26 protein-coding genes, 1 tRNA gene and 1 riboswitch are annotated in these 22,631 nt (G+C 39.6%); of the genes, 18 read left to right on the top strand and 9 right to left on the bottom strand.

What is annotated here, in order from left to right; all coding sequences use genetic code 11:
* Window positions 1-20: 20 nt before the first annotated feature.
* The gene (gene pepT, locus FJN11_RS04890) at window positions 21-1,244 is read right to left on the bottom strand and encodes a peptidase T (protein ID WP_115904300.1); all 1,224 of its coding nucleotides are present in this window, start codon (window positions 1,242-1,244) and stop codon (window positions 21-23) included.
* Between the two features lie 153 nt (window positions 1,245-1,397).
* On the opposite strand from pepT, the gene hemH reads away from it, so the two are divergent.
* The gene (gene hemH, locus FJN11_RS04885) at window positions 1,398-2,492 is read left to right on the top strand and encodes a ferrochelatase (protein ID WP_115904301.1); all 1,095 of its coding nucleotides are present in this window, start codon (window positions 1,398-1,400) and stop codon (window positions 2,490-2,492) included.
* A gap of 41 nt (window positions 2,493-2,533) precedes the next feature.
* Here hemH and mscL read toward each other — a convergent pair whose 3' ends face one another.
* Together mscL and FJN11_RS04875 are read right to left on the bottom strand one after the other, a co-directional pair.
* Window positions 2,534-2,911 carry a large conductance mechanosensitive channel protein MscL gene (mscL, locus tag FJN11_RS04880; RefSeq protein WP_020901341.1) on the bottom strand — a complete coding sequence of 126 codons (378 nt, stop codon included), beginning with the start codon at window positions 2,909-2,911 and terminating at the stop codon, window positions 2,534-2,536.
* A gap of 84 nt (window positions 2,912-2,995) precedes the next feature.
* Entirely contained in the window at window positions 2,996-3,427 is a 432-nt protein-coding gene (locus FJN11_RS04875; protein ID WP_140224222.1) for a GtrA family protein, read from the bottom strand.
* A 28-nt stretch (window positions 3,428-3,455) separates the two neighbouring features.
* Window positions 3,456-3,552: riboswitch (PreQ1 riboswitch) on the top strand.
* Here FJN11_RS04875 and FJN11_RS04870 point away from each other — a divergent pair.
* From FJN11_RS04870 to dapA, 4 genes are all read left to right on the top strand, one after another.
* Entirely contained in the window at window positions 3,550-4,059 is a 510-nt protein-coding gene (locus tag FJN11_RS04870; RefSeq protein ID WP_140224221.1) for a QueT transporter family protein, read from the top strand. Its footprint overlaps the riboswitch before it by 3 nt.
* A gap of 99 nt (window positions 4,060-4,158) precedes the next feature.
* A tRNA-Thr gene (locus FJN11_RS04865) sits at window positions 4,159-4,231 on the top strand.
* 379 nt (window positions 4,232-4,610) lie between these two features.
* Window positions 4,611-5,687 (top strand): aspartate-semialdehyde dehydrogenase, encoded by a 1,077-nt coding sequence (locus FJN11_RS04860; RefSeq protein ID WP_000542463.1) that lies wholly within the window; start codon window positions 4,611-4,613, stop codon window positions 5,685-5,687.
* Window positions 5,688-5,743: 56 nt separating this feature from the next.
* Window positions 5,744-6,679 carry a 4-hydroxy-tetrahydrodipicolinate synthase gene (dapA, locus tag FJN11_RS04855; protein ID WP_125430296.1) on the top strand — a complete coding sequence of 312 codons (936 nt, stop codon included), beginning with the start codon at window positions 5,744-5,746 and terminating at the stop codon, window positions 6,677-6,679.
* Between the two features lie 44 nt (window positions 6,680-6,723).
* On the opposite strand, the gene mnmE is transcribed toward dapA, so the two are convergent.
* The gene (gene mnmE / locus FJN11_RS04850; protein WP_140224220.1) at window positions 6,724-8,097 is read right to left on the bottom strand and encodes a tRNA uridine-5-carboxymethylaminomethyl(34) synthesis GTPase MnmE; all 1,374 of its coding nucleotides are present in this window, start codon (window positions 8,095-8,097) and stop codon (window positions 6,724-6,726) included.
* Between the two features lie 137 nt (window positions 8,098-8,234).
* Entirely contained in the window at window positions 8,235-8,417 is a 183-nt protein-coding gene (locus FJN11_RS04845; RefSeq protein ID WP_001117401.1) for a 4-oxalocrotonate tautomerase, read from the bottom strand.
* Window positions 8,418-8,540: 123 nt separating this feature from the next.
* Between FJN11_RS04845 and FJN11_RS04840 the strand changes: the two genes are divergently transcribed.
* From FJN11_RS04840 to msr(D), 13 genes are all read left to right on the top strand, one after another.
* Window positions 8,541-9,140 (top strand): thymidine kinase, encoded by a 600-nt coding sequence (locus FJN11_RS04840; protein ID WP_140224219.1) that lies wholly within the window; start codon window positions 8,541-8,543, stop codon window positions 9,138-9,140.
* Window positions 9,127-10,206, top strand: coding sequence for a peptide chain release factor 1 (gene prfA / locus FJN11_RS04835; RefSeq protein WP_001028815.1), 1,080 nt, complete (start codon window positions 9,127-9,129; stop codon window positions 10,204-10,206). The genes FJN11_RS04840 and prfA overlap by 14 nt, the downstream gene beginning before the upstream one ends.
* Window positions 10,206-11,042 carry a peptide chain release factor N(5)-glutamine methyltransferase gene (gene prmC / locus FJN11_RS04830; protein ID WP_140224218.1) on the top strand — a complete coding sequence of 279 codons (837 nt, stop codon included), beginning with the start codon at window positions 10,206-10,208 and terminating at the stop codon, window positions 11,040-11,042. The genes prfA and prmC overlap by 1 nt, the downstream gene beginning before the upstream one ends.
* Entirely contained in the window at window positions 11,026-11,628 is a 603-nt protein-coding gene (locus FJN11_RS04825; protein WP_181146395.1) for an L-threonylcarbamoyladenylate synthase, read from the top strand. The genes prmC and FJN11_RS04825 overlap by 17 nt, the downstream gene beginning before the upstream one ends.
* A gap of 1 nt (window position 11,629) precedes the next feature.
* On the top strand, window positions 11,630-12,061 hold the full coding sequence (locus FJN11_RS04820; RefSeq protein ID WP_140224216.1) for a GNAT family N-acetyltransferase: 432 nt from the start codon (window positions 11,630-11,632) through the stop codon (window positions 12,059-12,061).
* Between the two features lie 49 nt (window positions 12,062-12,110).
* Window positions 12,111-13,367 (top strand): serine hydroxymethyltransferase, encoded by a 1,257-nt coding sequence (gene glyA, locus FJN11_RS04815; protein WP_140224215.1) that lies wholly within the window; start codon window positions 12,111-12,113, stop codon window positions 13,365-13,367.
* A 7-nt stretch (window positions 13,368-13,374) separates the two neighbouring features.
* Entirely contained in the window at window positions 13,375-14,349 is a 975-nt protein-coding gene (locus FJN11_RS04810; protein WP_181146394.1) for a nucleoid-associated protein, read from the top strand.
* Window positions 14,349-14,963: a cell wall hydrolase Pmp23 gene (gene pmp23 / locus FJN11_RS04805; protein WP_140224213.1), complete on the top strand. Its 615-nt coding sequence runs from the start codon at window positions 14,349-14,351 to the stop codon at window positions 14,961-14,963. The genes FJN11_RS04810 and pmp23 overlap by 1 nt, the downstream gene beginning before the upstream one ends.
* Window positions 14,964-15,036: 73 nt before the next feature.
* Window positions 15,037-16,011: a DUF1002 domain-containing protein gene (locus tag FJN11_RS04800; protein WP_061589708.1), complete on the top strand. Its 975-nt coding sequence runs from the start codon at window positions 15,037-15,039 to the stop codon at window positions 16,009-16,011.
* Window positions 16,012-16,084: 73 nt separating this feature from the next.
* The gene (gene rlmD, locus FJN11_RS04795; protein WP_140224212.1) at window positions 16,085-17,440 is read left to right on the top strand and encodes a 23S rRNA (uracil(1939)-C(5))-methyltransferase RlmD; all 1,356 of its coding nucleotides are present in this window, start codon (window positions 16,085-16,087) and stop codon (window positions 17,438-17,440) included.
* 514 nt (window positions 17,441-17,954) lie between these two features.
* A complete protein-coding gene (locus tag FJN11_RS04790; RefSeq protein WP_000873143.1) occupies window positions 17,955-18,125 on the top strand; it encodes a hypothetical protein in 171 nt (56 codons plus the stop codon).
* Window positions 18,126-18,510: 385 nt separating this feature from the next.
* Window positions 18,511-19,728: a macrolide efflux MFS transporter Mef(A) gene (gene mef(A), locus FJN11_RS04785; RefSeq protein ID WP_000417519.1), complete on the top strand. Its 1,218-nt coding sequence runs from the start codon at window positions 18,511-18,513 to the stop codon at window positions 19,726-19,728.
* A 20-nt stretch (window positions 19,729-19,748) separates the two neighbouring features.
* Window positions 19,749-21,212 (top strand): ABC-F type ribosomal protection protein Msr(D), encoded by a 1,464-nt coding sequence (msr(D), locus tag FJN11_RS04780; protein ID WP_000420313.1) that lies wholly within the window; start codon window positions 19,749-19,751, stop codon window positions 21,210-21,212.
* Between the two features lie 117 nt (window positions 21,213-21,329).
* On the opposite strand, the gene FJN11_RS04775 is transcribed toward msr(D), so the two are convergent.
* Genes FJN11_RS04775 through FJN11_RS04760 form a run of 4 tightly spaced genes read right to left on the bottom strand, consistent with a single transcriptional unit; the run spans window position 21,330 to window position 22,574 of the window.
* Complete coding sequence (locus FJN11_RS04775; protein ID WP_001072467.1) at window positions 21,330-21,629, bottom strand: DUF5960 family protein; 300 nt, start codon at window positions 21,627-21,629, stop codon at window positions 21,330-21,332.
* Window positions 21,616-21,984 (bottom strand): hypothetical protein, encoded by a 369-nt coding sequence (locus tag FJN11_RS04770; protein ID WP_000567222.1) that lies wholly within the window; start codon window positions 21,982-21,984, stop codon window positions 21,616-21,618. Before FJN11_RS04770 ends, FJN11_RS04775 begins: the two co-directional genes overlap by 14 nt.
* Before the next feature lie 12 nt (window positions 21,985-21,996).
* Window positions 21,997-22,332: a DinB/UmuC family translesion DNA polymerase gene (locus tag FJN11_RS04765; RefSeq protein WP_000806926.1), complete on the bottom strand. Its 336-nt coding sequence runs from the start codon at window positions 22,330-22,332 to the stop codon at window positions 21,997-21,999.
* On the bottom strand, window positions 22,329-22,574 hold the full coding sequence (locus FJN11_RS04760) for a hypothetical protein (protein ID WP_140224211.1): 246 nt from the start codon (window positions 22,572-22,574) through the stop codon (window positions 22,329-22,331). Before FJN11_RS04760 ends, FJN11_RS04765 begins: the two co-directional genes overlap by 4 nt.
* Window positions 22,575-22,631 lie beyond the last annotated feature (57 nt).

Here is a 22,631-nt window from a genome sequence, read left to right as displayed (position 1 = left end):
AGCTGAGCTACCTCGTCTTTTTAGTCTTTATAAGCTACGATACCAATGATGGTATCAACTGCACGTTCCATGGTCTGAAGACTGACGTATTCAAAACGTCCATGCATATTTTCTCCACCCGCAAAGATATTGGGAGTAGGGATTCCCATAAAGGAAATTTTAGAGCCGTCTGTCCCTCCACGGATTGGTTCGATTATAGGAGTGATACCTAAATCTTCCATAACGGCTTTAGCAATGGTAATTGGAGTCATATCTTTTTCAATGACTTCTTTCATATTGTAGTACTGGTCTGTCAAGTTTAGAGTGACACGGTCGCTACCAAGTTCTTGATTCATCTTATCAGCGATTGACTGCATAGCTGCTTTACGCGCTTCAAAGGCATCTTTTTCAAAATCACGAATGATGTAGCTTGCACGCGCCTCTTCGACACTACCTGTCACATCCATTAGATGGTAAAAACCTTGGTAACCTTCAGTTAACTCAGGTCGATCATTTTCTGGAAGTTGATTGTGAAAATCAATTGCTAGCTGAAGGGCATTGACCATTTGACCTTTGGCAGTACCAGGGTGGACATTGCGTCCTTGGAAATGCAATTCAGCACCAGCTGCTGAAAAGGTCTCGTACTGAAGCTCACCTAGCGGCCCACCATCCACTGTGTAGGCAAAGTCAACATCAAAATCTTCAGCATCAAATTTATTGGCACCTACACCGATTTCTTCATCTGGACCAAAACCAACACGAATCTCACAGTGTTTAATTTCAGGGTGAGCAGTTAGATATTCAATGGCTGTCATAATCTCAGCAATTCCTGACTTGTCATCAGCACCTAGCAAGGTTGTACCATCGGTTGTGATAAGCGTTTGTCCTGGATATTTCTCAAGACTCTTAAAGTCAGCTGGATCGAGTTTGAAACCAGAATTTCCTAGTTCAATCACACCACCATCGTAGTTTTCAATTACCTGTGGATTGACTCCTTCGGCATTAAAATCAGCAGTATCCATGTGAGATATAAAGCCAATCTTACGTGTTAAAGATGGATCATTGGCTGGTAAGGTTCCAATTGCAAAACCATTTGGTAGATAATAAACATTTTGTAATCCAACACGTTTCATTTCAGGAATAAGAACATTTGTAGCAAAATCAACCTGACTCTGCGTACTTGGAGTAGTAGTAGAGTGTTCATCAGAGCGCGTATTGACCTTAACGTAGGTTAAGAAGCGGTCCAAGAGATTGGGATAAGTCATAAAAAACTCCTTTTGAATTCATTTTTTCCATTGTATCATAGAAAAGAGAGAAAAACAAAAGACTGAAGTTAGGGAAATTCGCTATGTTGGCGTTTACTTATCAACGAATTCATGATAAAATAAACTTGATAAAAATATCACAAGGAAGCGATTATGAAAAAAGCAATTTTAATGATGACTTTCGGTTCGCCAGAAGAGATTACCTTTGAAGGTGTGGCTGATTTTTTCACAAATATTCGTCGTGGAGTGAGACCTCAAGACCACGAGATTCAAACTCTCTATGATAATTATGTACTAATTGGAGGGACGCCTCTGCAAAGAATTACCCGAGAAGAGGTTGCCTTGGTAGAAGCTAGGCTGGGGAATGAGTATAGTGTTTATTTTGCTAATAAGTTTTCCAGACCTTTTATTCCAGATGTGATCAATCAGATGGAAGCAGACGGAATCGAGCAGTGTATTTGCTTGATTTTGGAGCCTCATTATTCTTTTTACTCTGTCATGGGATACGAGAAATTTTTAGAAAGCAAACAAATTCAATTTTTAGTTATTAAGGACTGGTATCAAGAAGAAGCACTCTTAAACTATTGGGCAGATGAAATTGCTAAGATTTTAAAAGAAGAAGTGAAGCAAGATAACTTTAAAGTCGTCTTTTCAGCCCATAGTGTACCAATTTTTGCCTTGGATTTTGGAGACCCTTATATCGACCAAATTTTTGAAAATAGCAAGCTAGTCGCTGAAAAGCTGGGGTTGAGTTCCGAGCAATATACTAACACTTGGCAAAGTGAAAGTGATATTGGGATTCCATGGATTAAGCCAGATGTCTTGGAGTATCTTAGAGAGCAGAAAGAACATCCAGACCATTATATTTTTGTTCCTATCAGCTTCATCAGCGAGCATATTGAAGTCTTGTTTGACAACGATGTGGAATGTTATGACTTGTGTCAGGAATTTGGGGTGAACTATCATCGTCCACCAATGCCAAATACAGATTCTCGTTTGATTGATGCCTTGGTCAATACAGTCAGAGCCAATGAACATCAAGAATTTAAGGAATTTCTCCCAGAAGAAGAAACCTTTGATGAGTTAGTTCCTTCAGATGAGACTAAAAATATTTTGGCCGAATCTGAAGATTTACAAATGCCGGAATTTGTGAAAAAACTGATTGAGAAAAAAGGTCGGGAAAATGTTAAGATGCCTTATCTTATTAAGAAAATGCTTGAAAAAGCAGGCAAGTTACCTAAAGAGTAAAGAAAAAAGGATTTAGCCTTGCGCTAAATCCTTTTAATTGATTATTTTTTCTCAAGAAGAGCTTTGATTTCCTGAAGTACTTCCAACTCAGTTGGACCAGCTGGAGCTTCTTCAGCTTCTTCTTTCTTAGTAAGGCTTTGAGCTTTTTCAATACCTTTGATAACGAAGAAGAGAACAGTACCGATAACTAGGAAGTTGATAACAGCACTCAAGAATTTACCATATGTAACACCATTCCAAGCAAGCTCAGCGATGTTTTGTACTTTCGCAGCTTCCAAGGCTGGATTCAAAATAAGTGGAGTGATGATATCGTTAACAAGTGATGTAACGATTGCACCAAAAGCAGTAGCAATGATTACACCGACAGCAAGGTCAACAACGTTACCACGAAGCAAAAATGCTTTAAGATCTTTTAACATTTTCATAATTTCCTTTCAAAAAATTTTACACTTTATTATATATTAATTAAGAAGTTCTTGCAAGCTATATGCTTAAATTTTTTCTTATTTTTTAAAAATAAATACCTTACTAAAAATGTAATTGAGGATAATTATTAAGAATTGTGCAATAACTGTTTCAATACTATTCACCTTATTAATATTATCATTTACAAATTGTCCGATAATATTAGGAAACTGAGTTACAAAGAGAAAAGTTAAAAACAAGTCTAAAAGAAAAGTAGAAAGACGTGCTAGAGTAAATTTCATTAAACGGATTGACCAATTCTGCCTAGCTTGCTTGAATACAATTGTATCATTTGTAATAAATGCAAACAGAATACCGATACTATTTGCGAGTCCAGTAGCAAGGAGTTCTCTATGAGTTAGTTGATAAATGACTAATCTGGATAGGATAGCTATAAGAGTAGTAGCTATACCAAAAAAGAGATAGAGTAAAAGCTCATTTTTCAAGAGACTTTGAATGCGTTTTTTCATGCTTTTAGTATAGCATAAAGCAGGCTATTGTGCTATACTAGTAAGGTTGATTCAAGCAACCCTTGGTGCTTAGCTTCTTTCACCAAGCATATTACACGCGGGAAACCGCCAAAGGAGAAAAGATGAAAAAATTAACTATTCGTGATGTAGCAGATATTGCAATTGTTGCTGCTATTTATGTCGTTTTAACTGTCACACCACCCCTAAATGCCATTAGCTATGGTGCTTATCAGTTCCGCATTTCAGAAATGATGAACTTTATGGCTTTTTACAATCCTAAGTACATCATCGGAGTTACCATCGGTTGTATGATTGCTAATTTCTTTAGCTTCGGACTGCTAGATGTTTTTGTTGGTGGTGGATCAACCTTAGTATTCCTTAGTCTAGGTGTTTGGCTTTTTGCAAAATACAGTAAAGATTACCTCTTTAATGGATTGATTCGAAAAGATCATTTCTTCTTTTCAATCCTCTTTTCAATTTCTATGTTTACTATTGCTGCCGAGTTAAATATTGTAGCAGAATTACCATTTTTCCTTACTTGGTTTACAACAGGAATTGGTGAATTTGCCTCATTGATTATTGGCGCGATTATTATTGGTAAAATTGCTCGTCGAATTGATTTAAGCAAATAGAAGAAGATAAGCTAGGTAGCTCTTACCTGGCTTTTTCTTATGGAAAATTTCTAAGGAAACTTGACAAGTTTTTCTAACTATAGTATACTTTTTAAGTAAGCTGATTTAGCTCAGTTGGCAGAGCGCATCCATGGTAAGGATGAGGTCGCCGGTTCAATCCCGGCAATTAGCATGATATTTACATGGAAACTCTTGAACACAAGAGTTTTTTCTTATGCTCGCGAGAAAAAATTCTGACTTTTGTATAATAAAAGTCATCCTGCAAAAATTTTTTATTGACAAAACCACTTATTTCTAGTAATATAATAGACGCGATGAGTCGATAGGTAGTCTTCGGACTACTATTGAGCATAAGGAGGTCATAACGCAGGAGCGGACCTTGATGAGTTGTGTGAACCTGCTCATCACATGAAGATGCCTCTTAGTCCCTTGTCTAGCGACTGGGGATTTTTATTTTCCAAAAAATGATGAAAAAGCTTTGCAATTCATGGAAAAAGTAGTATAATACATCTATTATAGAAATTTTTAGAAAATTCCGAAAGAGGTTATTTATGGGATATACAGTTGCTGTAGTCGGCGCGACAGGTGCTGTCGGTGCTCAGATGATAAAAATGTTGGAAGAATCAACACTTCCAATCGATAAAATCCGTTTACTTGCTTCTGCACGTTCAGCAGGCAAGACTTTGAAATTTAAAGATCAAGATATTACGATTGAAGAAACGACTGAAACAGCTTTTGAAGGAGTTGATATTGCTCTCTTTTCAGCAGGTGGTTCTACATCAGCTAAGTATGCACCATACGCAGTTAAAGCTGGAGCGGTAGTAGTTGATAATACATCTTACTTCCGTCAAAATCCAGATGTTCCTTTGGTTGTACCAGAGGTCAATGCTCATGCACTTGATGCCCACAACGGTATCATTGCCTGCCCTAACTGTTCAACAATCCAAATGATGGTGGCTCTTGAGCCAGTTCGCCAAAAATGGGGCTTGGACCGTATCATTGTTTCAACTTACCAAGCCGTTTCAGGTGCTGGTATGGGTGCGATTCTTGAAACACAACGTGAACTTCGTGAAGTATTGAATGATGGTGTAAACCCACGTGATTTGCATGCGGAAATCTTGCCTTCAGGTGGTGACAAGAAACACTATCCTATCGCCTTCAATGCTCTTCCACAAATTGATGTCTTCACTGACAATGATTACACTTACGAAGAGATGAAGATGACTAAGGAAACTAAGAAAATTATGGAAGATGACAGCATTGCAGTATCTGCAACATGTGTGCGTATTCCAGTCTTGTCAGCTCACTCTGAGTCAGTTTACATCGAAACAAAAGAAGTGGCTCCAATCGAAGAAGTGAAAGCAGCTATCGCAGCCTTCCCGGGTGCTGTTCTTGAAGATGATGTAGCTCATCAAATCTATCCTCAAGCCATTAATGCAGTTGGTTCACGTGATACCTTTGTTGGTCGTATCCGTAAAGACTTGGATGCTGAAAAAGGAATCCACATGTGGGTTGTTTCAGATAACCTGCTCAAAGGTGCTGCTTGGAACTCAGTTCAGATTGCAGAAACTCTTCACGAACGTGGATTGGTTCGTCCAACGGCCGAATTGAAATTTGAATTAAAATAGTCATATTGTTTAGGAGTTCATATGAACTCCTTCTTTGAAATAGAGAGGTGTTTCTCATGTCTTATCAAGATTTAAAAGAGTGTAAAATCATCACAGCCTTTATTACTCCCTTCCACGAGGATGGTTCCATCAACTTTGATGCCATTCCAGCCTTGATTGAGCATCTGTTGGCCCATCATACAGACGGCATTCTTCTAGCAGGGACGACTGCCGAGAGTCCAACTTTAACCCACGATGAAGAGTTGGAACTGTTTGCAGCTGTACAGAAAGTTGTCAATGGGCGTGTTCCTTTGATTGCGGGTGTGGGTACCAATGATACGCGTGACTCTATCGAGTTTGTCAAAGAAGTAGCAGAATTCGGTTGTTTTGCTGCTGGGCTTGCTATTGTTCCTTACTACAACAAACCTTCTCAAGAAGGAATGTATCAGCACTTTAAGGCCATTGCGGATGCTTCTGACTTACCTATTATAATTTATAATATTCCAGGTCGCGTAGTGGTAGAGTTGACTCCAGAGACCATGCTTCGTTTGGCTGACCATCCAAATATCATTGGTGTCAAAGAATGTACTAGCTTGGCTAATATGGCTTACTTGATTGAGCACAAGCCTGAAGAATTCTTGATTTATACAGGTGAAGATGGAGATGCTTTCCATGCCATGAACCTTGGTGCGGACGGGGTTATTTCTGTTGCCTCTCATACAAATGGGGATGAAATGCACGAGATGTTTACTGCCATTGCAGAAAGCGATATGAAGAAAGCCGCGGCGATTCAACGTAAATTCATTCCTAAGGTTAATGCCCTCTTCTCTTATCCAAGTCCTGCTCCAGTTAAGGCAGTTCTTAACTATATGGGATTTGAAGCTGGCCCAACTCGTCTACCTCTTGTTCCAGCACCAGAAGAGGATGCCAAACGCATTATCAAGGTTGTCGTAGATGGCGACTACGAAGCGACTAAGGCAACTGTAACAGGTGTCTTAAGACCAGATTACTAATAATTACAATAAAATCCATGACCGATTGAACGATCATGGATTTCTTATTTTCCTAAACAGAATTGGCTAAAGAGTTGGGTGATGAGTTCATCTGGAGCAGCATCTCCAGTAATTTCTCCGAGAATTTCCCAAGTACGGGTCAAGTCAACTTGAAGCAAGTCAACAGGCATACCCAGTTCAAGACCTTCATTAACAGCTTGTAGGCTTTCAACAGCCTTCTCAATCAAGGAAATATGACGGGCGTTTGACAAGTAAGTAGCATCTTGCTCAACCAAACCAGCATTTTCAAAGAAGAGGTTGTTGATTCTCTCTTCAATCTTATCGATGTTTTGGTTTTTAAGGACTGAGATACGAATAACGTCTTCAGGGAGTTCTGAAGCTTCAATTGCTTCAGGAAGATCAGTTTTATTAAGAAGAATAATAAGGTTTGTATCTTGGCTAATTTCAAGAAGTTGTCTGTCTTGAGCAGTCAGTGGTTCACTAGCATTTAGCACTAGTAAAACTAAGTCAGCTTCCTTAAGTGCTTTTTTTGAACGCTCAACTCCAATTTGTTCAACGATATCATCCGTTTCACGAATACCGGCCGTATCAATCAATTTGAGAGGAACACCATTGATGTTGACGTATTCTTCGATGACATCTCGAGTAGTACCAGCAATGTCTGTAACGATAGCCTTGTCCTCACGCAAGAGGTTGTTGAGAAGGCTTGATTTCCCAACGTTAGGGCGTCCGATGATAGCAGTTGAAATTCCTTCACGGAGGATTTTACCGCGACGGGCTGTCCTAAGGAGATTAGTTAGCAATTGCTCAAACTCTATAGTCTTTTCACGGATAATAGCAGTAGTGGCTTCCTCAACATCGTCATACTCAGGATAGTCGATATTGACCTCGACTTGGGCAAGTGTGTTAAGGATTTCTTGACGGGTATTATTGATAAGATCAGAAAGGGAACCATCGAGTTGTTTAACCGCAATGTTCATGGCCTTGTCTGTCTTGGCGCGGATGATATCCATCACGGCCTCGGCCTGTGTCAAATCCACACGACCGTTTAGAAAGGCACGTTTAGTAAATTCACCAGGTTCTGCCAACCGAGCTCCTTCACGGATAGCTAGCTGGAGAATCTCATTGGTCACCGCAATCCCACCGTGGGTGTTAATCTCGATAATATCCTCACGAGTGAAGGTCTTTGGAGACTTCATAGCTCCAACCATAACCTCGTCCATGACTTTTCCTGTCTGAGGGTCAACGATGTGACCATAGTTAAGGGTATGGCTAGCAACCTGACTCAAGTCTTTTCCTTTAAAAATCTTTTGCGCAATAGCAAAACTGTCTGTCCCGCTCAGGCGGACAATACCAATAGCCCCTTCACCTAGTGGAGTAGAGATAGCAGCGATGGTATCAAATTCACGTGTAATCATAATATTTCCTTTAATTAATAGCTCTTTTCTTGAAAATTTTTCCAAGTATCTTTTCAAATTGTAACAAATTTAGGCTATTTCTTCAATGGATGCTACTTGGAGATTGAAAAAGCCTAAGCAATTCTGCTTAAGCTAGCTTATTTGGTGCGCATTTCACCTTGAGGGAAGTAGGTTCCTTCTGGCATGTCGTTGATGATGACATGAACAGCAGATTGAGGTGCTCCAGTGTTACGGACAACAGCTTCTGTTACTTCCTTAGCAAGAGCCTTCTTTTGCTCGAGCGTGCGTCCTTCAAATAAATCGATGCGTACAAATGGCATAATAGCTTCCTCCACTAGTTTTTGATTTCTTCTATTTTACCACATTTTGCCGTTTAAAGCTTAAGAAAATTATGATATACTAGAATGTAGCAAAAATTTAGAAATGGACGTGAAGCAAGAAACATGGCACAGTTGTATTATCGTTATGGGACCATGAACTCTGGTAAGACTATTGAGATTCTCAAGGTGGCCTATAACTACGAGGAGCAAGGAAAAGGTGTTGTGATTATGACCTCGGCTCTGGATACGCGTGACGGTATTGGCTATGTGTCGAGTCGAATTGGCATGAAACGCTCTGCCATTGCTATTGAGGAAACGACGGATATCTTTGGCTATATCCGAGACCTACCAGAAAAGCCTTACTGTGTTTTGGTCGATGAAGCCCAGTTTCTCAAGCGTCACCATGTTTACGATCTAGCTCGTGTTGTTGATGAGTTAGACATACCTGTCATGGCTTTTGGCTTGAAAAATGACTTTCGCAATGAACTGTTCGAAGGTTCCAAGTATCTCTTGCTCTTAGCAGACAAGATTGACGAAATCAAGACCATTTGTCAGTATTGTAAGAAAAAGGCGACTATGGTGTTGCGTACTCAGGATGGACTGCCCGTTTACGATGGAGAACAGATCCAGATTGGTGGTAATGAAACCTATATCTCAGTTTGCCGTAAACATTATTTTGCCCCTGAAATCAATAAGGAGAATGAAGAAAATGAACATCTATGATCAACTACAAGCTGTAGAAGACCGTTATGAAGAATTAGGAGAGTTGCTGAGTGACCCGGATGTGGTTTCGGACACAAAGCGTTTCATGGAGCTCTCAAAAGAAGAGGCTTCAACTCGTGATACGGTAACAGCTTACCGTGAGTACAAACAAGTCCTTCAAAACATCGTTGACGCTGAAGAAATGATTAAGGAATCAGGCGGAGATGCGGACTTGGAAGAAATGGCCAAGCAAGAACTCAAAGATGCCAAGGCTGAAAAAGAAGAATACGAAGAAAAACTGAAAATCTTGCTCCTTCCTAAAGATCCAAACGATGACAAGAATATCATCCTTGAAATCCGTGGCGCCGCTGGTGGAGACGAAGCAGCACTTTTCGCTGGAGATTTGCTAACCATGTACCAAAAGTATGCGGAAGCACAAGGCTGGCGCTTTGAAGTCATGGAAGCTTCTATGAACGGTGTCGGTGGTTTCAAAGAAGTGGTTGCCATGGTTTCAGGTCAGTCTGTTTACTCTAAGCTTAAGTACGAATCAGGTGCCCACCGTGTGCAACGTGTTCCTGTGACAGAAAGCCAAGGCCGTGTTCATACTTCGACAGCGACAGTTCTTGTCATGCCTGAAGTCGAAGAAGTAGAATACGATATTGATCCAAAAGACCTTCGTGTTGATATCTACCACGCCTCTGGTGCTGGTGGACAGAACGTCAATAAGGTTGCGACTGCCGTTCGTATCGTTCACTTGCCAACCAATATCAAGGTTGAGATGCAGGAAGAACGTACCCAGCAGAAAAACCGTGAGAAGGCCATGAAAATCATCCGTGCGCGTGTTGCTGACCACTTTGCACAGATTGCTCAGGATGAACAAGACGCTGAGCGCAAGTCAACAATCGGTACTGGTGACCGTTCAGAACGAATCCGTACTTATAACTTCCCACAAAACCGTGTCACAGATCACCGTATCGGCTTAACCCTTCAAAAACTAGATACCATTTTATCTGGTAAATTGGACGAAGTTGTGGATGCCTTGGTTCTATATGACCAAACACAAAAATTAGAAGAATTAAACAAATAATGAAATTAGCTCAATTATTTTCAGATTTTGAAGAAGAGTTGATAAGACAAGGAGAGGAAGCTGAAAGCCTCTCTTTTGTCTATCGTAGTCTGAAAAATCTCACTTTTACAGACTTTGTTTTCGCCCTCCAGCAAGAGGTAACCGACGAAGAAAAACTATTTGTAGAGGAAATTTACCAACAGTTAGCAGCTCATAAACCGGCACAGTATATCATAGGACAGGCAGATTTTTATGGAATGCAGCTAAAAGTGGATGAGCGTGTTTTGATTCCTCGTCCAGAGACTGAGGAGCTGGCTGAGCTTATCCTGGCTGAGAATCCTGAGACGAATCTTTCAGTTCTGGATATTGGAACAGGTAGTGGAGCTATTGCTCTCGCTCTAGCAAAAAACAGACCAGATTGGTCAGTGACAGCAGCGGATATTTCCCAAGATGCTTTAGATTTAGCTAACGAAAATGCTAAAAATCAAAATCTTCAAATATTTTTAAAAAAATCTGACTGTTTTACAGAAATTTCTGAAAAATATGATATAATTGTTTCCAATCCACCCTATATCTCTCGTGAAGATGAGTCAGAGGTAGGCTTGAATGTTTTGCATTCAGAGCCTCATCTAGCTCTCTTTGCAGACGAGGATGGCCTAGCTATTTACCGTAGAATTGCGGAAGATGCAAAAGACTATCTCAAGGATGGTGGTAAGATTTACCTTGAAATTGGATATAAGCAAGGTCAAAGTGTTCCTGAACTTTTTAGGAAATATCTTCCTGAAAAAAGAGTACGAACACTCAAGGATCAATTCGGTCAAGATAGGATGGTTGTGGTTGATGATGGACAGGATTAGACAAGAGTTGGAGAAGGGTGGAGCTGTCGTTCTGCCTACAGAGACGGTTTACGGTCTTTTTGCCAAGGCTCTAGACGAAAAAGCAGTTGATCATGTTTACCAACTCAAACGTCGTCCCAGAGACAAGGCCCTTAACCTCAATATCGCCTCTCTAGAGGACATCTTGCACTTTTCTAAGAATCAGCCAACTTATCTACAAAAACTTGTAGAGACCTTTTTACCAGGTCCCTTAACCATTATTCTCGAAGCTAATGACCGAGTTCCCTATTGGGTCAATTCTGGTCTTGCAACTGTTGGATTTCGGATGCCGAGTCATCCCATTACCCTTGATTTGATTCGAGAGACAGGTCCCTTGATTGGGCCGTCTGCTAATATCTCAGGTCATGCAAGTGGAGTGACCTTTGCTCAAATTCTAGAGGACTTTGACCAAGAAGTTTTGGGGCTAGAAGACGATGCTTTTCTAACTGGACAGGATTCAACTATTTTGGACTTGTCTGGAGACAAGGTGAAAATCTTACGCCAAGGGGCAATTAAGCGAGAAGATATTCTTGCTCATTTGCCAGAGATTTCTTTTGAGGAGGAATGAGATGCTAAGAGATTTGCAAGAAACCGATGTGAAAGCTATTTGTGATATCAACCAAGAGGCGTTGGGTTATTCTTTTAGTCAAGAGGAGACAGCTAGTCAACTAGCTAGACTAGATCAGGATTCCCATCATTTCCTTCTTGGCTATGAGGATGAAGCTAGTCATGCCTTGCTTGGATATGTCCACGCTGAGGTCTATGAATCACTTTATTCTAAAGCAGGATTTAATATTTTAGCCTTAGCAGTTTCACCTCAAGCACAAGGGCAAGGTATTGGTAAAAGCTTACTGCAAGGGTTGGATCAAGAAGCAAAAAGACGTGGTTATGGGTTTATCCGCTTAAACTCTGCCGATCATCGTCTGGGTGCTCATGCATTTTATGAAAAAGTTGGTTATACTTGTGATAAAGTGCAGAAACGGTTTATTCGCATCTTTTAGTTTATTTTCTTAGACTAAAGGACCTGTCACACTATAAAGGAGAAGACCTATGATTTTTGACAAAGATGATTTTAAAGCATATGATGCTGATCTCTGGAATGCTATTGCTAAAGAAGAAGAACGCCAACAAAACAACATTGAGTTGATTGCTTCGGAAAACGTAGTTTCCAAGGCTGTTATGGCAGCTCAAGGGTCTATCTTGACGAATAAATACGCCGAAGGCTACCCAGGACGCCGTTATTATGGTGGAACGGATGTGGTAGACATGGTAGAAAGTCTAGCTATTGAACGTGCAAAAGAAATTTTCGGCGCTAAATTTGCCAATGTCCAACCACACTCAGGAAGCCAAGCCAACTGTGCGGCTTACATGGCCTTGATTGAGCCAGGTGATACGGTTATGGGAATGGATTTGGCTGCTGGTGGTCACTTGACCCATGGGGCTCCTGTTAGCTTCTCAGGTCAAACCTACAACTTTGTTTCTTATAGTGTGGACCCTGAAACGGAACTCTTGGATTTTGATGCTATCTTGAAACAAGCCCAAGAAGTCAAACCAAAATTGATCGTAGCAGGTGCTTCAGCCTATTCACAAATTATCGATTTTTCAAAATTCCGTGAAATTGCGGATGCTGTTGGGGCTAAGCTCATGGTCGATATGGCACATATCGCTGGTTTAGTTGCAGCTGGTCTTCACCCAAGTCCAGTACCATACGCTCATATCACTACAACAACGACCCACAAAACCCTTCGTGGACCTCGTGGTGGTTTGATTTTGACTAATGATGAAGAACTTGCAAAGAAAATCAATTCAGCTATTTTCCCTGGTATTCAGGGTGGTCCTTTGGAGCATGTTGTTGCTGCTAAGGCAGTTTCCTTCAAAGAAGTTTTAGATCCAGCCTTCAAGGAATATGCTGCTAATGTCATCAAAAACAGCAAGGCTATGGCAGATGTCTTCTTGCAAGACCCTGATTTCCGTATCATTTCTGGCGGAACTGAAAACCACCTCTTCCTAGTGGATGTGACTAAGGTTGTAGAAAACGGAAAAGTTGCTCAAAACTTGCTGGATGAAGTTAATATTACCCTAAATAAAAACTCAATCCCTTACGAAAGCTTGTCACCATTCAAGACAAGTGGGATTCGTATCGGAGCAGCAGCCATTACTGCACGTGGATTTGGTGAAGAAGAAAGTCGCAAAGTGGCTGAGCTTATTATTAAAACTCTTAAGAATGCAGAAAATGAAGCTGTCTTAGAAGAAGTGAGAAGTGCAGTTAAAGAATTGACAGATGCCTTCCCATTATACGAGGACTAAAACTTTTATGGACATTTATATTAAGAAAGCCATTATCCATCAGTTTAGCCCGGATGATACCGAGCTGTTTCTAGCGGATAAGTTTCTCAATATCACTCCAAAAATCGAAGAATACTTGCGTAAAAAAATTGAACGTGTGTATTCAGATGAAGCCAAGACTGGGATTTTCGAGGAAGAAAATCCCTTCTTCAATCATATTACAGACGATTTGTTGGAGACATCAGTGACGCTGGCTAATCTCTGGAAAGAGGAGTTCAGTACTTCCGAAAATCTAAAGATCAATGACTTGATTTTTGTGCAATTTTCTAAAGAAGGTGTAGAACATTTCGCTTTCTTGCGAATTGCCCTGCGGGAGACCTTGACCCACCTCGGTGGAGAAGTTGATAATCCAATTAAGCTAACTCAGAATAACCTGCCTGGATTTGGAACGGGTGCCGACGAAGCCTTGGTGGTCAATCTTCAGAGTCGCAAGTATCATCTGATTGAAAAACGAATTAAGTACAACGGGACTTTTTTGAACTATTTTTCAGATAATCTTCTTGCCGTTGCCCCTAAGATTTCACCAAAGAAATCTATCAAAGAACTAGAAAAAACGGCTCAGAGAATTGCTGAGACTTTTAACACAGATGATTTTCAATTTCAATCCAAGGTCAAATCAGCTATTTTCAATAATCTAGAAGAAAGTAATGAATTGTCACCTGAAAAATTGGCCAACGACCTTTTTGACAACAATCTGACGGCTCGTTTGAGCTTTATTGACCAAGTCAAAGAAGCAGTACCAGAGCCAGTTCAATTTGATGAAATTGATGCTAGTCGCCAATTAAAGAAATTTGAAAACCAAAAACTTTCCTTGTCAAATGGAATTGAGCTCATCGTTCCCAATAACGTCTATCAAGACGCAGAATCGGTCGAGTTTATCCAAAACGACAATGGAACTTACTCTATCTTAATCAAAAATATCGAGGATATTCAAAGTAAATAATGTTTAAACGAATTCGAAGAGTGCTTGTACTAGCAGTCTTCCTTTTTGCTGGCTATAAAGCTTACCGCGTTCACCAAGATGTCAAGCAAGTCATGACCTATCAACCCATGGTGCGAGAAATCTTGAGTGAAAAAGACACACCAGCAAACGAAGAGCTTGTGCTCGCTATGATTTATACCGAAACAAAAGGAAAAGAAGGCGATGTTATGCAGTCTAGTGAGTCTGCAAGTGGTTCCACCAACACTATCAATGATAATGCCTCTAGCATTCGGCAAGGTGTTCAAACTCTGACAGACAATCTCTATCTGGCCCAGAAGAAGGGTGTTGATGTCTGGACAGCTGTTCAAGCCTATAATTTTGGACCTGCCTATATCGATTTTATTGCCCAAAATGGCAAGGAAAACACCCTAGCACTGGCTAAACAGTATTCTCGTGAGACTGTTGCCCCCTTGCTTGGTAATACCACTGGAAAGACTTATAGTTATATGCACCCCATTTCTATTTTTCACGGTGCCGAACTCTATGTAAATGGAGGAAACTATTACTATTCTAGACAGGTGCAACTCAACCTTTACATCATCAAATGTTTCACTCTCTTTTCGACATCTGGCTAGCCCAGGTGTTTTTGTTATAAGTTTTCTTTAAGATAGATATATTACTCTAGAAAGGTAAAGGAGGGAATTCCCTATGAGAAAGAAACTCTTTCTGACCAGTGCTGCGGTCTTGTGGGCAGTAACAGCTTTGAATAGCGCCCATGCAGCAACAGATGTTCAAAAAGTCATCGATGAAACCTATGTTCAACCTGAATATGTCCTAGGTTCATCATTGTCTGAAGATCAAAAAAATCAAACCCTTAAAAAACTAGGCTACAATGCCTCAACAGACACCAAAGAACTCAAGACCATGACACCTGATGTCTATTCTAAGATTATGAATGTGGCAAATGACTCTAGCTTACAACTGTATTCATCAGCCAAGATTCAAAAGCTAGGTGACAAGTCGCCACTTGAGGTCAAGATTGAAACACCAGAAAACATCACTAAGGTGACGCAGGATATGTACCGCAATGCGGCCGTAACTTTGGGTGTGGAACACGCCAAAATCACTGTAGCAGCACCCATTCCAGTTACAGGTGAGAGTGCCTTAGCAGGGATTTACTATTCACTTGAAGCTAATGGAGCCAAGGTGCCACAAGCCAACAAAGATTTGGCTCAAGAAGAGTTGAAGGCCTTGTCCGATATCAATGCTGAAAACAAGGACAAGTCAGGCTATGATGCTAATAAATTAAATGTTGCCCTAGCTGATATCAAGTCAGCACTCGCCAAAGCTAAAGAAAGTAAGGGAAATCTGACAGAGGAAGATGTCCGTAAAATTGTTGAAGATACCTTGAAAAATTACAAACTTGATCAGGTTATAACAGGAAACCAGATCAATATTATCATCAATTTTGCTTTGAATCTCTCAAAGAGTGATATCCTCAGCAATGCAGACTTCACTAAAACCCTGAATGACCTGAAACAAAGTATTGTTTCACAAGCTGGCGACAGTTTTAAAAATATCAACCTTAACTTTGATGCGGATAAGGCGCTAGAGGACGGCGGCAATTTCCTAAGCTCCCTCTGGCAAGCCATTGTCAACTTCTTCAAGAGTTTTGGTTCTTAAGAAATTTCATGGTATAATAGATGGTAACCGTAACGTTGCCGTCTTTTTTATCGGCCAATAGAAAGAGAAGAGAATGTTAAAGAAAAATGATATTGTAGAAGTTGAAATTGTCGACTTGACCCATGAAGGGGCAGGAGTTGCCAAGGTTGATGGTTTGGTCTTTTTTGTCGAGAATGCTTTACCGAGTGAAAAAATCCTCATGCGTGTCCTCAAGGTCAATAAAAAGATTGGTTTTGGGAAAGTTGAAGAATACCTTGTCCAATCACCATACCGTAATCAAGATCTAGATTTGGCTTACCTGCGTTCAGGAATCGCGGATTTAGGTCATCTTGCCTATCCAGAACAGCTCAAGTTTAAAACCAAGCAAGTTAAGGATAGTCTATACAAGATTGCTGGAATTGCAGATGTAGAGGTTGCTGAAACGCTTGGCATGGAAAATCCAGTCAAGTATCGCAACAAAGCTCAGGTGCCTGTTCGTCGAGTAAATGGTGTCTTGGAAACAGGATTTTTCCGTAAGAATTCGCATGACCTCATGCCTCTAGAAGATTTCTTTATCCAGGATCCTGTGATTGATGAGGTAGTAATAGCCCTACGAGACTTGCTCCGCCGTTATGATTTGAAACCTTATGATGAAAAGGAACAAGCTGGCTTGATTCGGAATCTTGTGGTGCGTCGCGGACATTATTCAGGTCAAATTATGGTTATCTTGGTAACAACTCGACCTAAAGTTTTTCGTGTGGAGCAATTGATTGAACAACTAATCAAGCAGTTCCCAGAGATTGTGTCTGTTATGCAAAATATCAATGACCAGAACACTAATGCTATTTTTGGTAAGGATTGGCGTACGCTTCATGGACAAGACTATATTACCGACCAAATGTTGGGAAATGACTACCAAATCGCTGGTCCAGCCTTTTACCAAGTCAATACTGAAATGGCTGAAAAACTTTATCAAACAGCCATTGACTTTGCTGAATTAAAAAAGGATGACGTGGTTATTGATGCCTATTCTGGTATCGGGACGATTGGCCTCTCTGTTGCGAAATACGTCAAGGAAGTCTATGGTGTCGAAGTGATTCCAGAAGCGGTTGAGAATAGCAAAAAGAATGCTCAGCTGAACAATATTTCAAATGCCAACTATGTCTGTGATACAGCTGAAAATGCCATGAAGAATTGGCTCAAGGAAGGAATTCAACCAACCGTTATCTTGGTTGATCCTCCACGTAAGGGCTTAACCGAAAGCTTTATCAAGGCAAGTAGCCAAACAGGAGCAGACCGCATCGTCTATATCTCCTGCAATGCCGCAACCATGGCGCGTGATATCAAACTCTACCAAGAGTTGGGATATGAATTGAAGAAAGTCCAACCGGTGGATCTTTTTCCACAAACACATCATGTTGAGGCGGTAAGTTTGCTAGTCAAGGAGTAAAACGACGAAGATTAGCATTTACTTCCGCCCATGCGATAGCTGTCCGTGATTGACAAGTGCTAGCACGCAGACAGAACGGAGATAGCGAACCGCTGAGTGTGTCGCTCTGCTCGTAAAAGCTTAGAAACCTTTGAACGAAAGGGATAATGAAAGCCTTGATTGCAAGGCTTTTTGCTTTATGGTGGGTAAGTATCAGAGTGAGAAAATTTTTGGAATGAGTAGAAGTGATAGCTAGAAATTATCAGTTTCTATTTCCATTTACCCTGTGGGTACGTGTTTGTTTCCATTGACAAGGAGTTTGTGGGAATAGAAATGTACCCACCTTGTTTGAATCAAGTGAAGTGTAGTTGAAGGAAATCTGTTGAAAGCAATACTTCATTTTACCGAATAAGTAATAATTTAGGCAACTTCAAATCGATTAAAAAAAACTATTTTAAAGGTTAAGAGTAGACAAAAATTGTCCACTCTTTTTTGCAAACTCAATTTATCAATAAATGAAATGAGGGAATGTAAAATGAAATATTTTGAGGTTGAGTTAGAAAATCCTGATGAATTTTTAAAACTACAAACAGAAGATTTTGTGAAAGCTAATCGCTTGCTACTAAGGAAGATAATCCAGAGCGTTACAGTCTATGAAGAAAACTTCGTCATATCCTTTAAATCTGGCATCGAATTGGAAGTATGAGTCTCATTCCATAACTTTTATATTGAACATATCATCTTTTTGTGTTATACTATAAATTGATATAAACAAAGATGTAGGAGGAACCGAAACTATGACAGCCTCAATGCGTTTAAGATAAGCTGGCAATAAAAAAAGCAGAATCTATACCCGATGATAGGCTTTTTTGTTGTGCTTATTTATACGATATTGAGCATTCATTAGTTACGGTGAGGATATTGGTTATTTAACTATACCTTTATTTAACTATGTCTTTAATATGAATGTTTCCAAATTGTATGTATGCAGACCAAAAGCCACATTGTGGGGTTTGGCCTGCATTTTTTATTGCCTAGAATGCTATTCAAAATAGAAATTCAAGCAAAATAATATGCAGGAGATAATATAAATGGAAAAATACAACAATTGGAAACGAAAATTTTATGCAATATGGGCAGGGCAAGCAGTATCATTAATCACTAGTGCCATCCTGCAAATGGCGATTATTTTTTACCTTACAGAAAAAACAGGATCTGCGATGGTCTTGTCTATGGCTTCATTAGTAGGTTTTTTACCCTATGCGATTTTGGGACCTGCCATTGGTGTGCTAGTGGATCGTCATGATAGGAAGAAGATAATGATTGGTGCCGATTTAATTATCGCAGCAGCTGGTGCAGTGCTTGCTATTGTTGCATTCTGTATGGAGCTACCTGTCTGGATGATTATGATAGTATTGTTTATCCGTAGCATTGGAACAGCTTTTCATACCCCAGCACTCAATGCGGTTACACCACTTTTAGTACCAGAAGAACAGCTAACGAAATGCGCAGGCTATAGTCAGTCTTTGCAGTCTATAAGCTATATTGTTAGTCCGGCAGTTGCAGCACTCTTATACTCCGTTTGGGATTTAAATGCTATTATTGCCATCGACGTATTGGGTGCTGTGATTGCATCTATTACGGTAGCAATTGTACGTATACCTAAGCTGGGTAATCAAGTGCAAAGTTTAGAACCAAATTTCATAAGGGAGATGAAAGAAGGAGTTGTGGTTCTGAGACAAAACAAAGGATTGTTTGCCTTATTACTCTTAGGAACACTATATACTTTTGTTTATATGCCAATCAATGCACTATTTCCTTTAATAAGCATGGAACACTTTAATGGAACGCCTGTGCATATTTCTATTACGGAAATTTCCTTTGCATTTGGGATGCTAGCAGGAGGCTTATTATTAGGAAGATTAGGGGGCTTCGAAAAGCATGTATTACTAATAACAAGTTCATTTTTTATAATGGGGACCAGTTTAGCCGTTTCGGGAATACTTCCTCCAAATGGATTTGTAATATTCGTAGTTTGCTGTGCAATAATGGGGCTTTCGGTGCCATTTTATAGCGGTGTGCAAACAGCTCTTTTTCAGGAGAAAATTAAGCCTGAATATTTAGGACGTGTATTTTCTTTGATCGGAAGTATCATGTCACTTGCTATGCCAATTGGGTTAATTCTTTCTGGATTCTTTGCTGATAAAATCGGTGTAAATCATTGGTTTTTACTATCAGGTATTTTAATTATTGGCATTGCTATAGTTTGCCAAATGATAACTGAGGTTAGAAAATTAGATTTAAAATAAACAATATTGGAGGAAATGTTATGGAATTAATATTAAAAGCAAAAGACATTCGTGTGGAATTCAAAGGACGCGATGTTTTAGATATAAATGAATTAGAAGTATATGATTATGACCGTATTGGTTTAGTAGGAGCAAATGGTGCTGGAAAAAGCACTTTACTCAGGGTACTTTTAGGAGAATTAACTCCCCCAGGATGTAAAATGAATCGTCTGGGTGAACTTGCCTATATTCCCCAGTTGGACGAAGTAACTCTGCAGGAGGAAAAAGATTTTGCACTTGTAGGCAAGCTAGGTGTTGAGCAATTAAATATACAGACTATGAGCGGTGGTGAAGAAACAAGGCTTAAAATAGCACAGGCCTTATCGGCACAGGTTCATGGTATTTTAGCGGATGAACCTACGAGCCATTTAGACCGTGAAGGAATTGATTTTCTAATAGGACAGCTAAAATATTTTACAGGTGCACTGTTAGTTATTAGCCATGACCGCTATTTTCTTGATGAAATAGTAGATAAAATATGGGAACTGAAAGATGGCAAAATCACTGAGTATTGGGGAAACTATTCTGATTATCTTCGTCAGAAAGAGGAAGAACGTAAGAGCCAAGCTGCAGAATACGAACAATTTATTGCGGAACGTGCCCGATTGGAAAGGGCTGCGGAGGAAAAGCGAAAACAGGCTCGTAAAATAGAACAGAAGGCAAAAGGTTCTTCAAAGAAAAAAAGTACTGAAGACGGAGGGCGTTTAGCTCATCAAAAATCAATAGGAAGTAAGGAAAAAAAGATGTATAATGCTGCTAAAACCCTAGAGCACAGGATTGCGGCCTTAGGAAAAGTAGAAGCTCCGGAAGGCATTCGCAGAATTCGTTTCAGGCAAAGTAAAGCATTGGAGCTCCATAATCCATACCCTATAGTCGGTGCAGAAATTAATAAAGTATTTGGGGATAAGGCTCTGTTTGAAAATGCATCTTTTCAAATTCCGTTAGGAGCAAAAGTGGCGTTAACTGGTGGTAATGGAATCGGAAAAACAACTTTAATCCAAATGATCTTAAACCATGAAGAAGGAATTTCTATTTCGCCTAAGGCAAAAATAGGTTACTTTGCACAGAATGGTTACAAGTACAACAGTAATCAGAATGTTATGGAGTTTATGCAGAAGGATTGTGACTACAATATATCAGAAATTCGTTCAGTGCTAGCATCTATGGGGTTCAAACAGAACGATATTGGAAAAAGTTTATCTGTTTTAAGCGGTGGAGAAATTATAAAATTGTTGCTTGCTAAAATGCTCATGGGTAGATATAACATCCTAATAATGGATGAACCCAGTAACTTCCTTGACATACCAAGTTTAGAGGCTTTGGAAATACTAATGAAGGAGTACACCGGAACTATCGTGTTTATCACCCACGATAAACGATTACTCGAAAATGTAGCAGATGTAGTTTATGAAATTAGAGATAAGAAAATAAATCTGAAACATTAAATTTAAGGTAGTCGCTGGTCAGTATAGTCTGTTCTGGTTGGCGACTCCATTGTTAAAGAGTATAAAGACTTTAGATTTTATGAATATTAAAAATAGGAACAGTCAATTGAACTGCTCCTATTTTTCTGCTAAATATATTGTAGTTTTCTTATATGTATAATGATAGATTAGCGGATTCTCATCTACGGTACTTACTTCAAATATGAAGAAGTGATCGCGGTTATCTCTGGACTTTTCCTTATTGAGGACAAAGTAATTCTTACGTGAAGTCGCCATTGTTTTTAGGATATCATCAGTTAGGAAGGTCAATGGAATATTCATGTTAGAGTAGCGGTAGAAGTCACGTTCAAAATCTTGGTAGCTCTCGCTATAATAGTCCATTTGTAGGTGATTACGCTGAAACTCAAGCTGATTCATAGAGCACCTCCTCGACAAGTTCAATACTAATAATGTCTTTTAATTTCAAATTGATGTGACCTGTTGTAGTTTTTATCAAAATGAAATCTTTGGTCAGACTTGGTATTGTTCCAGTGTAGGAAACACGCTTGTTTTTTTCAATCACTTGAATGCGTGTGCGTAGCTGCCCGGCGTATACTTGACTGAGGAGTAATAATTTCTTCTCTAGTGATAAGTCAGACATGTACGTTACTTTGTTTGTATCATCAGAGAGTGCTGATGCATGTTCAGATAGGAAAAAGCCCATCCATTTTTGCATCTTTGTATCCTGGTACTCTCTTGCTGATTGAAATGGTAAATATGAACGGTCAATCATATCAAATCCTTTCTATGCAGAGGCAAGGGTATTTTTATCAAATTGAATCGTAAAACCTTGAATTCCCCCACCTGTGTAACATTCTTTAAAGCGATTGATTACCTCAGTATAGATTATCACAGATGAGCTTGTTGGCTTAATGCTAAATGTAAATTCCAATGGTAATCGGTTTTCAGATTTAGCATGTACTAGTCGTATCGATATTTCAGTTGTTTTGAGTTTTCTCTGACGAAGTTTTGAAGTTGCTGTTTCAACGATTCCATGTAAAAATCTTTCAAGCATTTCAATATCATTACATCCTTTGCTACGGATTTCTGAAAATTGTACTGTATTTTTTTCTTGTTTCATTTTAATCCCTCCAATCCACCCGGGGAATGACCACCGATAAGTTTACTGCGTTCAATATTTCTGGAACCTTCAGTTAGGACGGTTCCTTTTTGTATGGCTAAAAAACCAAACTGTTCTCTGACAACATCAATAGCTGTCTGAAGTCTATTATCTTTTTCAATTTGTTCTACATCATCAAAGAGTGATAGTAGAGTATAGCTTTCATCTACGAAGCCACTATAAGATACACCAATTTGTCTCACTGCACCAGAGGTGTATTTTTTCGGAATAATACAAGTACATGACTCACCATTGTTTTG

The sequence above is a fragment of the Streptococcus symci genome, assembly GCF_006385165.1.
GTDB classification, from domain to species: domain Bacteria; phylum Bacillota; class Bacilli; order Lactobacillales; family Streptococcaceae; genus Streptococcus; species Streptococcus symci.
Note: the sequence above shows the minus strand (reverse complement) of the source record. Positions and strands in the feature narration are given on the sequence as shown.